The following is a 15,543-nucleotide window of genomic DNA, read 5'->3' on the forward strand; positions in this document are numbered from 1 at the left end:
GGATGTTCAAAATGTGCAAAATAAAGCGCAATTAGAAAAATCTAAACAAAATGCAATTAATGAAATTAATAAATTAAATATTAATAATAAAGAGCAATTGATTGACGAAATAAACAAAAAAGATGACGAAGCGGGCATTAGATCAATTGTTGCTAAAGCCAAAGGCGATGTTTTAGAATCAGAAAAACTAGAAGCTGAATCAAAAATTAAAGATCTTGACTTTATTAGCAATAACGAAAAAACACAAAAAATCAATCAAATAAAAAATACAACAAACGCAAACAAAGAGCAAATAAACAAAATAGTTGAAGAATTAACAAACAAAAATAAAGAAAAACAAGATTTATTTGACAAAAACATAAAGAATAATGACTTATTTACTAATAAATTTATTGATGAAACCAAAAACAAATTAGTAAACGAAGACAACAAAGATAAATATAACAAAATCAAAAACGATTTTGCTACTTTAAAAACACAAAAAGAAGATTTAATCAATAAATTAGATAATAAAGCTACTTTTCCTTATTTAGGTGAAAAAGATAAACAAAATCTAAAGAATAAATTAAAACAAGCTATTGATTCCGAATCTATCAAGGAAGTTGAAAAGGAAGCTAGTCAACTAAATGCTGACAAACAAAAATTAATTAGTGAAGTTGATAAGTTAGAAAAAGTTGAAGCTGATAAAGCATCAACAAAAGAGCAAATTATTAATGCAAATGGCAAGAATGAAGCTCAAAAAATTTATGACGAGTTAAAAGTTAAATCAAATAAAGAAAAAGAGAATTCAAAGGCAGCAGAATACAATGATTCAATTAAAGATATAAGTGATAAAATTGAAGATTTAAAATTATATAATCAGTCAATAACAAGTGTAAACCTAAAACAAAAAAATAATGAATTAATAGGCCACCTAGAAAAACAAGTTACTCAGTACAAACAAGAGTATAAACAAAACCTTGAAAATAATTCAATTCAAGAAAAAGGCAAAAAACTAAAATTAGCTAAAGATATTATTAAAAAATATGTTGATACAATAAAAGATTCCCTTAACTATATAAATAATAGGGCAGAAAATGATTCTATAAAATCCGATGGTTGAGAAGAATTCTACAATTCTACTATTAAGCATAATAAAGTCTTTTTCGATGGGTTAACTAAGACAAACCTTGAGAATTACAGTATAAATGGACACAATGTAAATCGCATCATGCCAGATGTTTATTTCCGTACCAAGTATAAAATATTCAAAAAAGAAATATTAAGACTTATCGGCAACGGAAAATGAAGAGTAAAGAATGGTCGATTAATAATATCATTTATGTATTTAGATAATAAAGAAGAAGAAATTAAGGGGGAAGAAAATGTAACTAAAGCTCGCCCTACATTAGATAAAACAAAATATAATTCAAAATATAATAATTTAACTATTAATTGAAATACATATCCAAAACGTCCTAGTTTTGCAAAACGTTCTATTGCACGAGATTCACTTGATTATTATGACCCAAATAAAATACAATTTAAACGGCTAGGTAGAATATATGATTATCATGCATGAGGAATATCATTTAAGTCCGGTGATAATGATGGGCTTGAATTGGACTTAAAGATAATTGGTATGCCTAATGATAAAAACTATATAATTCCTTTAATCTACATCAAAGAGGATTATGAAAGTAAAAAAGACAGCTATAATCCAAACGATCCCAACGTTGCCACACAAAATTTCGATACCAATGTAAATAAGGGAGACAGCATCAAAGAGGATGACTTAATAGCTAAAAATATTCAATAACAATTAAAAAATCCACACAACGTAATTGTTAACATTACGTTGTTTTTTTATTTAAAGAAGCGCAATACTAGCAACAATAAATATTGAGTATTTTTCACTTTTTTTACACTATACTTCAATCTTGTTTATCACAAAAATAAAATATGTAAACAAAACAAGAAAATAATACTAATAGCTCATGTATTATTTTTTTATGCTATTTCATACATTTAAGCCATTGGTCAAATGTTTTGAAAATAAAAATCAAATCTCTGAATATAACGATTTGATTTTATACAAAATTTCGATTAAATTTAAATACACCCCCCCAACATAACCAAATGAAAAAAAATAAATATCGTGCCTGGCAAGATATTTTTGTAAATTAATTCATTTTACAATTGAATTAGTAAATTATCAAGTGATTGTTTTTTTGTATTGATATGTATTTCTAAAATTTATTAATGGAATATAAACTGCTAAACCAATTAAAACATTAGCAATAGGCTCAAAAATCAAGTTAATTGTATTTAATACTATAAAAGTTTTTAAACCTGGCAAACCCGCAAGCGTGTTAATAAAATTTGAGTGAACATATAATGCAGTAAATACAAACAAAGTATTTAACTCCGTAGCAATTAAAGTCAATATTATGAACTTTCATAATTTAGGTTTATTATTCATTCTCAATAATAAATATGCAAGATAGGTGCCTATTCCAACAAAAAATCTAGGCAAAATTGAAACATCAACATATTGAAATCAAATTAAACCAACAATTATAGAAGCTATAAAAGAAGAAAAACCAAATCCCAATCCACTAACAAAAGCTCCCTTAAATCCCAGATGAACAACGGCAATTGCCAATATCACTGGTAAGTAAGTCAGTCATGCAGGCCCAAATGGAATATAAGCCAAAAAGACCGAAAAACCTGAAGCTATAAAATATGCTAAATAAATAGATAAACTAGTTAACTCATATGTAAAAAAAGATCTACTTTTATAGCTATAAATTAGTTTCAAACTGTGCATGAGTTAATTATATTCTTAAAATTTTAAATTTATTATTTTTTAGTTATAATTATATGGAACACTAGGAGTGTAGTTCAATGGTAGAACAACGGGCTTCAACCCCGTGTGTTATGGGTTCGAGTCCTGTCACTCCTGCCATTTTTTTATTACTTTTTTTATAATATTTATTTAAAAAGTAATAAAAATTATCGAGATTTTTAAGGCGAAAATTTAAGAAATATTTTCCATATATATTGATTTTTAAATTGATTTTGGCTAATTTATATAAATTAATTATCTTTGTATTAGAATATTAAATATTAGTAAGCAAGGAGAGAGATGAAAAAAATAATTTATGACTATGATTTCGTTTTTAAAGACAATAATAATGAAAACGAAAACATAATATTTGTTCATGGTTTTAACTCAAGTGCTGGTAGATTTAAATTTTTTGAACAATATTGAACAAAATCTAATTACTATGCAATACAATTTCCGGGCAACAATCAAGTAGAACCTGTAAATGGACACGATGTTAGCGTGTATCAATTTGCAAAATTGTTGGTAGAATTCATTGAAAAAAATCAATTAAAAAATGTTACTTTAATTGGTCACTCAATGGGTGGGGGAACCATATCGTTAGCCTATAAAATGCGTCCTGAATTATTTAAAAAAATGGTTTATGTAGCACCAATGAATAGATCATCATTGGTAACTAGAGAAGTATTTTACAACACATATTTTCCAAAAAATTTTGAAGAATACTTGAAGTTTTTAGAGGGTTTATATTACGATATTTCACATTTCACAAATGATGAAAAATGAATGCGAAATACAAGAGAATTATTTGATCCTAAAGCATTTAACTATGAAAATACAGTTAAATTAGGTTATTCACTGCCTGATCCAACGTTAATTGACGAAATTGAAAAAGGCTTAAACTTAATTAATGTTCCAACTATTCTTATATTAGGTGAAAAAGATGCAGTGATTGACCGCGAAAATTGTATACGTTATTTTAATTCGCAGGTAAAAAATATTGAAACACATTATATTCCTAAAACAGGTCATATGATGTTTGAAGAAAACTGACAAGCTTTTATTGATATTTTGGAACCATTTTTAGATAAATAATTTACCAATAAACTCATTTTTCAATTGAAAACAAAAAACCTTTGTTCTTAATGAAGTTAATCATTAAAACAAAGGTTTTTTATATTAGTTATTTTTAGCTGACTTAATAGTTTGAGCAATTTTTTCTGCGTCAACTTGTTCAGGACTCTCATATTTTGTTGTGTTAAATAAAGCTTTATCAATTGATGTTGCAATTGTTGCGGTAATATCATCTGTTACCATGGCGATTGGTTTAACTTTTTTATCAGTTTTACTTAATTTAAGAATTGATTCAAGTGAAATTGCAGCTGATGTGTAATAGTTTTTAGCACTTATTGCATCATTTTTGGTTTTATCATCACTATTTTTATCTTTAGCAACCGCTTCTAGTTTAGTAATTTCATCTTTTATAAATTTTAAATTTTGTTCATTAGCTACACTTTTTAGTGGAATAATGTAGCCAGATGTTTTAGCAAATGTTTTTCAGTTGTCTTCTAAAACTCCTGGATTTAAAATATCATTTTTACCCGTATATAGTCATTTAATAAATAATTTTGTTGCTTTATCTTTTTCATCTCCGTGTTTAACTGGAATAATACTTGAGCCACCCTCTAAAAAGTAATGACGACCTCTTGGTTTAGTTAGAGTTATTTGAGGTTGCATTCAAACATCTTCATCTTTAGCATTTTTATTGAAACGTTCTTGAGTTTGTAATTTTGTTATATTAACAAAATAGTAATTTGCTCAAGGAGTTTGTCTATTTTGGTTTGCTCCAACACTTGCTGCAAAACTTATTGCACTATTGTAGAACATTATGTTTCATGAACCTCATTCAAGATTACTATTAGCCATATATTTTATAGATTGAAATGCTTTTGTTTCATTTTTATCACCAACATTTTGTTTTTTTAGACTAACAATTGACTCATTGTATTGTTTTCACAATTCTTTGAATTTGCCTAAAATTTCTTGATTATCAATTAAATTGTAATTGATTTTTGTTGGCTGATTTTTATCATTTGTTTTAACAAGTTCATAAAGTTCTTTATTTTCTGGAATTTCACCATAAAGTTCTTTGAAAAATGTGTCAACTTGATAATCAATTGATAAAACTTCGCCATTTATTGTGTTTGAATTGATTTTATCTTGTTCTAATTCAACACCTTGAGCAAATTTTTTGGCAAACTCTCTGATTGATTTGATTGATTTAAATGTATCTTCATTGACTTCAAAGTCTTTAAAAGCACCTTGTTTAACTTTTAATGCATTAAAAATACTTTCTTTTGGAACGTTTGAACCTTTATCTTTTGATTCTTGGGCTTTTTTATAAAGTTCAAAATCTTCTTTAACTGTTCCGCCACCTTCTTTAATTTTTTCAAAAATTATACGCATTAAATCTAAGTTATAAACTACTGAATCAACATCAGCATTGTCAAAAGGGAAATTGTATAATTTATCAGCACTTTGTCCTGATAATTTTGAGTGTAAATTAGCAATATTGCTTTCAAATAGATCCTTATTCACCCCAACATCACTTACATCAAGAAGTCTATTATCTTGATTGATGATGTAGGCACTTGATTGTGCCCCTAAAATCAAGTTTGGCACTTTAGATGTTTCATTTGTTTCTAATTTATTTTTTACATCTTTAATTAATCCAAATTCACTAAAAATTTTATGTTCATCAGCAAAACTTGCTTTTACTTTTTTAAAGCCCCTAACATTGCTTTGATTTTTGTTGTAATAGTCAATAAATTTAGTTAGTGCTGTGGGTAATGGTCAGTTTTCACCTTGTGCTAAACTAAATAAAATTGAATCACTTGTTTCAACTGGTTTACTTCCACAAGCAGCAGCAATTAAAGGTGTGGCAGAACCAATAATTGCTCCTGCAATCAATATTTTGGTATTCTTCATTTTCCCATCTCCAAATATAATAATTTTTACTTATACCCATTATTTATACTCCAAAATGGAAATTACAAACTCTAATTAGCAACAAAATATGAAAATCTTTCACGTTTTATATCTTTTCAATCGATTTTATGCAGTTTTAGTAAATAAAATATATCCTCATGAACTACTTTAAATAGTTTGTTAGGATATATTTTTTTAATTAAATCTATTGATTTTTTTGGCAAAAATTCCATATATTGTTAGGGGAATTACTATAGATATAATAGCACCCGCAGCTTGAATATTGATTAATGCCCCACCTGAAGTTACATATAAGTTTCTATATCAAATTGTTATATTTTGAATGTTTGTTCCTTGCAAAATATACACTGGCCATAAATAATCATTTCAAACTGAAATAAATGTAAAAATTATCATTAAAAAATATGCTAATTTTAGTTTTGGTAAATATACATAAATAATTTTTTGGTATCAGCGCAAATTGTCATTTAGGATTAGTTTAGACTTTTTATCCGCTGTGCTTTTCGCTAAATTAAATACATAAGTAAAGCTAAAAAATGAAAAAATTGCGTTAGTTATAGTTGTAAAAAATATTGAAGAAATTCGCAAATCATTCAGTGTTATTTTCAAGCTTAAAAATATTGAAAATTCAGGCACTAAACTTATTAACAAAAAGAAATATTGAAAGCTTTTTTGCAACAATGGCTTCATTTTTAAAAGACCTGCTATTGCCAATGAATAAGTAATTAAACGAAGTAAAATTAAGGTTGAAGCAAAAATGAATGTATAAAATAAAGCATCAAAAAATTGTTTGTCAAAAAGTTTTCCAAAATTACTTCAATTTCACTCGCGAATTATAAAGTTATAGCTTGAATCCTTAATTGAATTTGACGATAATAGTGAAAAAAGCAGTAAATAATAAACTGGAAATAAAACAAAAATAACCAAAAGTCCAATAAAAATATATTTTAAAATTTCTTTAATAACAACCTTAACACTCATTTTTTCTCCGAGATTTTGCTTTGTATTTTTGTACAAAATTTATTATTTTTTTAATAAATGAAGGTCTTAAAATCAGGATTATAAACATCAAAAAAACTAAGTATATAAAGCTAAAAAATGCAGCAGCATAACCTTTTTCATATTTAAGGGAAGGATTTGAGCCTCCACCTGAATACTTAATTGCATAACTTGTAAGAGTGTGAGCATGATTTAAATCTACATCAAAGGAACTTTCTAATATTGCGTCAGGCAGCAATAAGGTTGCAAAAATAAAATTAGTAAAAAGTATTACAAAAAAGACTCTTTCAATTTCATTTGAATAAATGAATTTAATTTTTTGGAATAATGTTAACTTATCATTTTTAATAAGTTTTGAATATTTTGAGTTCGCTCTATTAATTGCTGAAGCAAACAAAACTAAATTAAATGGCAAAGCTCTTCAAAATTGAAATAATGAGTAATATACTCAAATTGGTAAACGTTTTTCGCCATACGTAAAATGATACTCAGTTCCAAGTAGTTTATAAAATAGTCCTTTACTTCCGAAAAACACTGTAAAAGCAATACCAACGGCAAATGATGAAATAAAAAATTGTGAATAAATCAATGTTAAAAAGGCACTTTTTGCAGTTTTAGAAATAACGTGTTCAATTAAAATGGCAAACATTAAAGCAAATAACATTGCACTAAACGAACCAATAAATGTTGTCGTTGTTGTATTCAAAATGGCATGATGAAATTGAGGATCGTTAAATATGTTTTTGTAGTTACCAAAATTATACGTATATATTGATTTTGTATGAGAATAGGGAAAATATTTGAATGATTTTTGCAGTGTTAAGAATATAGGAACTAAACTAAAAAGTAATATGCAAATTAACAAAGGAGATATAAGCAAAAATATTTGAAAAATATTTAATGCTTTTCTAGATATTTTCTTATTCATTTATTCTTTCTCCATTTTTATCAAAAATAAGAACATCATTTTTTGAGTAATCAATATCTACAAAATCACCGATTTTTAAATTATCTTCATTTATAATTGATCAAATATTATTTTTTTCAAATTCTATTTGATATTGAACTTTATCGCCAAAATGTTTTTTGTTGATTATTTTTCATTTCCCTTCTTTGACAATTGAAACATTAATTTTATTTTGACGAATGTAGAATAATTTATTGTCTTCTTCTTTTATAAAATTAATTTCAGGAGAACCAATAAATTTTGCAACAAATAAATTAGCTGGATTTTCATACATTTCTTGACCAGTGGAAAATTGTTGAACTTTTCCATTGGAAAGAAGAATGATTTTATCACTAATTTTCATAGCGTCTTGTTGGTCGTGAGTAACAATGATTATACTTAAGTTGAATTCATTTTTGATTTTTAGCAATCAATCTATTGTTGATTCCTTGATTTTAGCATCAAGAGCAGAAAATGGCTCATCCATCAACACAAAGTTTGTTCTTTTAACTATTCCTTTTGCAAATGCCACTCGCTGCTTTTGTCCCCCAGAAAGTTCGTCAACATTTTTATTAATTAAATGATCTATTTCTAATTTTTTAGCGAGAGTATCCAACTCTTTTTTAAATAATTTTTTGAGTGACAAGTTTTTAAGCAGAGTTCATTTTTTTCTAATTTTTTTCGAAAACAAAATAGCAAATCAAAGTTTAAAATAAGCAAATTTTATCTTTCAATCATTTTTTTCCTTTTCTTTTGAAAAAGCTACATATTCATCAAAATATTTACTTATTTTTTGATAATTTTTAATATCTGAAAATTCACCTAAGAATTCAATTCTAGATGAATCTATTCAATTTCTATTATTTTTTGCACTTAAAAAAATATTATTAAAAACAGAAACATTTTCATAAATTGAATTTTCTTGCATGATATATGCAATTTCATGTGTTTTTAAATTATTTTTGATTGAAATCTTCCCATTTTCAGGTTTTAAGAAACCCAACAGAATATTAAATAATGTAGTCTTCCCGCTCCCAGAAGGACCTAATAAAGAAATAATTTTACCCTCTTCAATTTCTAAATTTGGAATTTCTAAATCATAATTAGTAGATTTTTTATTGTACTTAAACTTTAAATTTTCAATGCTAACTAGCACATTTTTACTATTCGAACCTATTTTCGTCATAATGTGAAATTATAAACAATAAAATATTTTCCAATTCTTCAATATTAAAACACACCAAGATTTATTGCTTGATGTGTTTTGATATGAGTTTTTTTCGCAACAATTAATCATTTAACTTATTGTTTTGAAATATATCCAAGATTTTTAAAGAATTCACGGCACTTTTGTGCAACTGCTGGTTCCATCTCGTACACAAGAATTGCTAAAGCTTCTGGACCAGTGTGAATTCCAACTACTGGCGCTATTAAGCCATGAATCGAATGAATACCAAATTTCTCGAATATATTATTCAACAAATCATCTCGTTCAGCAATATCTGAATGAGAATCTAATGACATAACATATAATTCTTTACCTTTTTCAATTGGTAAGATCTCTTTTTTCAAATCAATTGCTTTTAGAACTGTTTTGGAAAAAGTTCTACCAACTGCTTCTTTTAATAGTTGACCATCTTTTCAACAAATAATTGGCACAATTTTTAGTAATTTAGCAACGGCCGCAGCAGCCGGATGCAAACGCCCACCTTTAACTAAATAACTATTAAATTTAGGAATCAATGAAATTGATTTTCGATGTCATAAATTATCTTTTTCTAAAATATCAATATACTCATCTAATCTTGAAGAATCAATTGACATTTGATGTTCAAATCAAACTAAATCAATCAAAATCATTTGTAAAACTTGAATTGAATTTACAACTCTTACTTTTTCAAAATCTTTAGCCAATGTTGTCAATGAAGCACAACTAGCAGAAAGATGTTTTGATATTGGATATACAATAATTCTGTCATAATCTTTTGAAAGTTTACTGAACAATTCTTCTGCATAACCTAAATTAACTGCTGATGTTTTAGCTTTTGAGTTTTTATTATAAAAATTGAATAAATTTTCAGGAGTAATATCAACACCATCTTTGTATTCCTTGCCTTCGATATTGATATGTAGCGGTAAAAAATGTCAGCCTAATTTATGGGCTTGCTCTTGAGTTAAACCACAAGAAGAGTCTATAACTATTGCATATTTCATATTATTAATATTACAATAATTTTTATTATTTTAAAATCGAAATGATTTATGCATGGTTTCATTCCATTTGCACATAATCAAAATACTTAATTTAATTAATAAAGTTTTGTTGCAAAATGAAATCAATTCCATTATTTTTTAAAATTATTTTTATGCTTCAAATTTTAAAAGTCATTTTTTTAAAGTTAATAAATGAAAAACTAAATAAACTGGCCTTAAATGGGGCAAAAATGCATTTAATTGTTTTTTTAAGACAATGTGAAAATATTTTTATATACCTTAGTTATTGCTTTATAATAATTACGTATCAAAAATACGCAAATTATTCAATGAAAGGAATTCCAAATGAAATACAAATTCATCGAACCGGGCAAAGTGATGAACTGCCCAGAAACAATGATTCGTTTCTTAGATATTAATGGTGATCTAATTGACAAATCATTCAAAACAACTGCTTCAAAAGAAGAGCTAAAAGACATGTACCACAATATGATCAAAGCTCGTGCTTGAGACACCTACGCATTAACACTACAAAGAACAGGACGTCTTGGAACATTTGCTCCTGCACTTGGTGAAGAAGCATTCTTAACCGCTCTAGGTTTTGTAATGAAAAAAGAAGACTGATTCATTCCTCACTACCGTGTTTTAGCTGCATTGCTAGCTCGTGGTGAATCAATGGAATCAATTTACCTATACTGAAGAGGTTCTGAATTAGGTTCAAAACTTAAATCAAATACAACTCCACTTCAAGTTATCATTGCTTCACAAATTTCACAAGCTGCTGGTGTTGGTAAAGCTCTAAAAGTTCAAGGAAAAGGAAATGTTGCCTTTACAATTATTGGTAATGGTGGAACAAACGAAGGTGAATTCCATGAAGGTTTAAACTGAGCTTCATTGTTTAACCTACCTGTTGTTGTTGTTATTGCAAACAACAGATGAGCTATCTCAGTTCCTGAACACAATAGTTACAAAGTTAAAACTCTATCACAAAGAGGTCTATCATACGATATCCCTTCATTACGTGTTGACGGTAACGACCTACTAGCTGCTTATGAAACATTAAAAGAAGCTGCTGAATTTGCTCGTGAAGGAAACGGTCCAGTTCTAATTGAAATGGTTACATGACGTCAAGGACAACACACTACAAGTGATGACCCACGTGTATACCGTACAAGAGAAGAAGAAATCGAACACGAAAAATGAGAACCATTCCACCGTATTGAAAAATACCTATTTGACAATGGAATTGTTACTGAAGAAGAAAAAAATAAATTCTTCGAAGAAGGCACAGAAGACGCTAAAGTGGCTTACGAAAAATCAACAGAAACAATGGCTTCAGAAGGCTTTGACGACATTTACAAATACACATACGAAACTCTACCTGAAGAACTAATCGAACAAAGAGAAGTTAACAGAAGATTCGAATAATAAACAATAAAGGAGAAAAATATGGAAACAATTAAAGTAAATAATATAGCAGCCATCACAAACGCCTTAGACGTTATGATGGAAAAAGACAAATCAGTTATTGTTTATGGTCAAGATGCTGGTTTTGAAGGTGGTGTTTTCCGCGCTACACAAGGTTTACAAGCTAAATATGGTGTAGAAAGAGTATTTGATGCTCCAATTTCAGAATCAGCTATCGTTGGTTCTGCAATTGGTTCAGCTGTTGCTGGATTAAGACCAGTTGCTGAAATTCAATTCTCAGGATTTATTTTCTATGGTCTAGCTCAATTATTTGGTAACGCAGCGCGTATTAGAAACAGATCACGTGGAAAATTATTTGCACCTCTAGTATTAAGAATGCCTTGTGGTGGTGGGGTTAGAGCTCTAGAACACCACTCAGAATCACTAGAAGCATTATTCGCACACATACCAGGTATTAAAGTAGTTATGCCATCAACTCCTTATGACTCAAAAGGTCTATTGATTGCAGCTATTGAAGACAATGACCCAGTAGTATTCCTAGAACACAAACACGACTATCGTTCATTCAAACAAGAAATTCCAGCTGGTTACTATACACTTCCAATTGGTAAAGCTGATGTGAAAATTGAAGGTGACGACTTAACTGTTGTTACATACGGACACATGGTTCACGAAACAATTAACGCTCTAAAATCATTAGCTGAAGAAGGAAAAGATTACTCAATCGAAGTTATTGACTTGAGAACAATCAAACCAATCGATACTGAAACAATTATCAAATCAGTTAAGAAAACAGGTCGTCTATTAGTAGTTTCAGAAGCAGTTCAATCAGGTTCAGTTGCAGCTGAAGTTATTACTCGTGTAAACGAAAAAGCATTTGACCACCTAGTGGCAGCACCGGTTCGTCTAAACGCACCTGACGTTACAGTACCTTTACCAGCTCTAGAAAGCAAATTTATGGTAAACAAAGACAAAATTGCTACTGTAATTAAAGAAATTCTTGGATAATTTAAATTCATCAAGCAAGCCTTTTGGGCTTGTTTTTTAATTGCAATAATTTAATTCAATTAATACGTTTAATATTGAAAAAACATTGAAAAAGAAAAATAAGGAAAGATAAAGGCATTATAAAATACATGCAAAAGTATAAACACTTACGCATACAGAAATTTAAATATTAATGTGCTAGATATGAAACTAAATAACAATTTTAGATAATTAATGAATGCTGTAATCAAAGCATTGTGCTTTATATATGATTCCACTCACTTGTTAATCCTTAACGCTTTTATTTATTCTAATTACAAGATTTAAATTTGAAAACTATCTTTTAGCAAATAACATCAATTTATATTTATTTTATTGATTAACTAATATTTTTTAAAATCATTATTTTATTTTTTGCGAAATTTTAAACAAAAATTTCAATCTATAATAAAAGTTTGAATAAAAAAAGCAGTAATTTACTGCTTAAATGTAGAAACTTATTCAGCTTTTGTTTGTGCGTTTACAAATAAATCCAAACGAGATGATTTTCTAGCACCTTTATTTGGGTGGAAAACACCTTTTTGAACTGCTGTAGCAATAATTGAGTGAGCTTTTTGTACTAATTCTTTTGCATTTTCAGCCTTAGCTAAAACTGCTTCTCTAGCTGCTCTAATCGCTTTACGAATTCTCGTTTTCATTGCATTATTTCTTAATCTGTTTTCTTCAGATTTAGCAATGTGTTTAATTTTTGATTTAATATTTGCCATAATAAGCCTCCTTTTTTCATTGTTAAAACTAGATAACTAGTTGAAAAAATCTTATTTATTATAATCTAAAAAAATTTTTTTACAAATAAATGATTTTGTTTATTTTAAGATATTTCTAAAGAAAAATATTTATTAAATAAATATATTAAATTGCTTTTGAAAAAAATTTGTATTTTATGTACATAATTTCAATCATTTTTTTGGTGCTGAGCCGCTAAAACAAAAATTTAGATTAACACTTTATTGTGCTATAATAAAAGCACAAGTCAAATACCATTGAGTTGCTTCCCCGCAACTCTTTGTTATTTTTAAGGAGAAAAATGAATTGATTTGAATCATTAAATAAGGAATTTCCAAATGAAATTATTCAAGCAAATGAGGCTCATATTGATGGCATGTTTGCGCTGGATATCACTGTAAAACATAGAGATATGGAAAATTTAGAAACTTTATCAAGAAAAATAAATTTATGACTTGAAACACAAGATATTTCGCGTTTTGATTCAATTTTAATTCATTCACCCGGGACTGATTTAACAATTGATTTGCAAAACATCAATGAATTTATCAATGAAGATTTAGAGATAAAACTAAATAAAAACGAAAACAAAGTTGATAAATATATTGCGAAACTACTAGAAGTTCATGATGAATATCTTTTAATAAAATGAAATCAAAGAGGAAATATAAGAAAAATAAAACTTCAAAAAGATAACATTTTTTCAATTAATAAATACATCAAATTTTAAGGAGTAAAAATGACTAAACCTATTGAAAATTCAATTCCACACGCGTTTTATGAAATAGTAAAATCATTTGAAAAAAAACAGGGATTGAACATAAACGACATTATCAAAGTTTTTAGTGAAGAAACAACCAAAATTCTTTCAAAAATTGACCCAGAAGTTGTTGTTGAGTACAAATTAGACGATAATTCAGAAACATTATCGCCAATCATTAAATCAATGATTGTTATAAGCGATGAAGAAGCAAACGAATATGCAAATGCATCAGAAAATGAAGCATTATTGATGCACACTTCATACATCTCACTTTCTGATGCTAAAGCTATTGACAAAAATATTTCACTGGATGATGTTTTTGAAAAAGAACTTGACTTAACAAAACTGAATTTTGCACTAAAAAACACAAAATTCCAATCCTTACTTAAAACTATTCACTCATCGATTCAACAAGGAATGTCAAATCTGAGAAAACAAAAAGTTTACGAAACATTTAAAAATAGAATTGGCGAAAGAGTTCATATTCAATTCAATGCAAAAAACTCAGACGGTTCATGAAATGTTCAAATTATTGATGATAAAAACACATTAACACCAGCATACTTGCCATCTTCTTTAATAAGTTCTAAGAAAAACATTAAAGTTGGCCAATACGATTGAGCAACCGTTTATAAAGTTGAAGAAGAAGCAAAACTAAGTCAAGTTCAAGTTTCTGTTGATTCAAAAGAGAATGTTGAAGAAGCATTAAAACGTAATATCCCTGAAATTAATGACGGAATTATTGAAATTGTAAATGTTGTTCGTCAACCTGGCGAAAGAACTAAAGTATCATTCAAACTTGGTAAGTTCGCACCTGAAAATTTTGATATTTTCGGTGCGATAATTGGACCATCTGGCCAAAGAATCATGGGGCTTAATAAAATAATTGGTGAAAAAATCGATGCAATAATATTTGAAAGTGACCCACAAAAATATATTAGAAATGCTATGTCGCCAGCAAAAATTATTGATGTTGTTGCTAAAAACAAATTTGATGCTAATGCGCGCCAAGATTCATATTGAGTCATCGTAGCAAAAGATAATCTAACTCCAGCAATTGGTCGAAGAGGGGTTAATGTTTCTCTTGCGTCAAGTTTAACTGGCTTAAATATTGATTTAATAACTGAAGATAAGGCAAAAGAGCAAAAAATTGAATTTACAAAAATGCCTGATGAACAAGTTAAACCACTTTTCAAACAAAGACCACCAAGAACATATTCAAAACCTTTATTTGATATAGATAAAATCACTGTTTCAGCTGACTCATTTGATTCTGATGTACAAAACTTCCAAGAGCATGAATTCAAAGATATAGATACATCAGAATTTGATTTAGACTTTGAAGAATTATTCAAAAAACACAATAGCGAATCAAAACCAAAAGAAGAAAACATTACTATTGACGACATATCTAAAGAATTTGAAAAAGAAAACGACAAAAAAGCAGCTGCAAAAATAGATGTTGAAGACTACAAAAAAGTTAAAGAAGCAATTGAAAAATTCAAAGTTGATGATGATTTATCAAGCTTTGGATTAGATGATTTTGATATAAGTGATTTTGATGTCGATGAAGACTGAGAATAA

The 15,543-nt window shown here is 27.9% G+C and carries 13 protein-coding genes and 1 tRNA gene; 7 read left to right on the forward strand and 7 right to left on the reverse strand.

The window, feature by feature from the left end; translation table 4 throughout:
* Nucleotides 1-13 precede the first annotated feature (13 nt).
* On the forward strand, nt 14-1,798 hold the full coding sequence (locus tag MBVG596_RS01300) for a hypothetical protein (protein ID WP_096385938.1): 1,785 nt from the start codon (nt 14-16) through the stop codon (nt 1,796-1,798).
* Nucleotides 1,799-2,191: 393 nt separating this feature from the next.
* Here MBVG596_RS01300 and MBVG596_RS01305 read toward each other — a convergent pair whose 3' ends face one another.
* The gene (locus MBVG596_RS01305) at nt 2,192-2,800 is read right to left on the reverse strand and encodes a hypothetical protein (RefSeq protein WP_148664007.1); all 609 of its coding nucleotides are present in this window, start codon (nt 2,798-2,800) and stop codon (nt 2,192-2,194) included.
* Nucleotides 2,801-2,872: 72 nt separating this feature from the next.
* Here MBVG596_RS01305 and MBVG596_RS01310 point away from each other — a divergent pair.
* Together MBVG596_RS01310 and MBVG596_RS01315 are read left to right on the forward strand one after the other, a co-directional pair.
* Nucleotides 2,873-2,947 (forward strand) — tRNA-Trp (locus MBVG596_RS01310).
* Nucleotides 2,948-3,127: 180 nt separating this feature from the next.
* Entirely contained in the window at nt 3,128-3,922 is a 795-nt protein-coding gene (locus MBVG596_RS01315; RefSeq protein WP_096385948.1) for an alpha/beta fold hydrolase, read from the forward strand.
* An 84-nt stretch (nt 3,923-4,006) separates the two neighbouring features.
* On the opposite strand, the gene MBVG596_RS01320 is transcribed toward MBVG596_RS01315, so the two are convergent.
* The 5 genes from MBVG596_RS01320 to MBVG596_RS01340 all read right to left on the reverse strand — a co-directional run bounded on the left by MBVG596_RS01320 (nt 4,007) and on the right by MBVG596_RS01340 (nt 9,995).
* On the reverse strand, nt 4,007-5,815 hold the full coding sequence (locus MBVG596_RS01320) for a P68 family surface lipoprotein (protein ID WP_096385953.1): 1,809 nt from the start codon (nt 5,813-5,815) through the stop codon (nt 4,007-4,009).
* Nucleotides 5,816-6,010: 195 nt separating this feature from the next.
* Entirely contained in the window at nt 6,011-6,817 is an 807-nt protein-coding gene (locus MBVG596_RS01325) for a carbohydrate ABC transporter permease (protein ID WP_096385957.1), read from the reverse strand.
* Nucleotides 6,807-7,541 carry a hypothetical protein gene (locus MBVG596_RS01330; protein WP_318024759.1) on the reverse strand — a complete coding sequence of 245 codons (735 nt, stop codon included), beginning with the start codon at nt 7,539-7,541 and terminating at the stop codon, nt 6,807-6,809. Before MBVG596_RS01330 ends, MBVG596_RS01325 begins: the two co-directional genes overlap by 11 nt.
* A 214-nt stretch (nt 7,542-7,755) precedes the next feature.
* Nucleotides 7,756-8,967: an ABC transporter ATP-binding protein gene (locus MBVG596_RS01335; protein ID WP_096385966.1), complete on the reverse strand. Its 1,212-nt coding sequence runs from the start codon at nt 8,965-8,967 to the stop codon at nt 7,756-7,758.
* A gap of 116 nt (nt 8,968-9,083) precedes the next feature.
* Complete coding sequence (locus tag MBVG596_RS01340; protein ID WP_096385971.1) at nt 9,084-9,995, reverse strand: DegV family protein; 912 nt, start codon at nt 9,993-9,995, stop codon at nt 9,084-9,086.
* Nucleotides 9,996-10,340: 345 nt separating this feature from the next.
* Between MBVG596_RS01340 and MBVG596_RS01345 the strand changes: the two genes are divergently transcribed.
* Nucleotides 10,341-11,423 (forward strand): thiamine pyrophosphate-dependent enzyme, encoded by a 1,083-nt coding sequence (locus tag MBVG596_RS01345; protein ID WP_096385976.1) that lies wholly within the window; start codon nt 10,341-10,343, stop codon nt 11,421-11,423.
* 21 nt (nt 11,424-11,444) lie between these two features.
* On the forward strand, nt 11,445-12,431 hold the full coding sequence (locus tag MBVG596_RS01350) for an alpha-ketoacid dehydrogenase subunit beta (protein ID WP_096385981.1): 987 nt from the start codon (nt 11,445-11,447) through the stop codon (nt 12,429-12,431).
* Nucleotides 12,432-12,907: 476 nt separating this feature from the next.
* Here the strand turns inward: MBVG596_RS01350 and rpsT are convergent, their stop codons facing one another.
* The gene (gene rpsT, locus MBVG596_RS01355) at nt 12,908-13,177 is read right to left on the reverse strand and encodes a 30S ribosomal protein S20 (RefSeq protein ID WP_004420037.1); all 270 of its coding nucleotides are present in this window, start codon (nt 13,175-13,177) and stop codon (nt 12,908-12,910) included.
* Nucleotides 13,178-13,497: 320 nt separating this feature from the next.
* Here rpsT and MBVG596_RS01360 point away from each other — a divergent pair, with 320 nt between their 5' ends.
* Together MBVG596_RS01360 and MBVG596_RS01365 are read left to right on the forward strand one after the other, a co-directional pair.
* The gene (locus tag MBVG596_RS01360) at nt 13,498-13,926 is read left to right on the forward strand and encodes a hypothetical protein (protein ID WP_096385986.1); all 429 of its coding nucleotides are present in this window, start codon (nt 13,498-13,500) and stop codon (nt 13,924-13,926) included.
* Nucleotides 13,927-13,935: 9 nt separating this feature from the next.
* Nucleotides 13,936-15,543: a transcription termination/antitermination protein NusA gene (locus tag MBVG596_RS01365; protein ID WP_096385991.1), complete on the forward strand. Its 1,608-nt coding sequence runs from the start codon at nt 13,936-13,938 to the stop codon at nt 15,541-15,543.

The sequence above is a fragment of the Mycoplasmopsis bovigenitalium genome, from assembly GCF_002356075.1.
GTDB classification, from domain to species: domain Bacteria; phylum Bacillota_I; class Bacilli_A; order Mycoplasmatales; family Metamycoplasmataceae; genus Mycoplasmopsis; species Mycoplasmopsis bovigenitalium_A.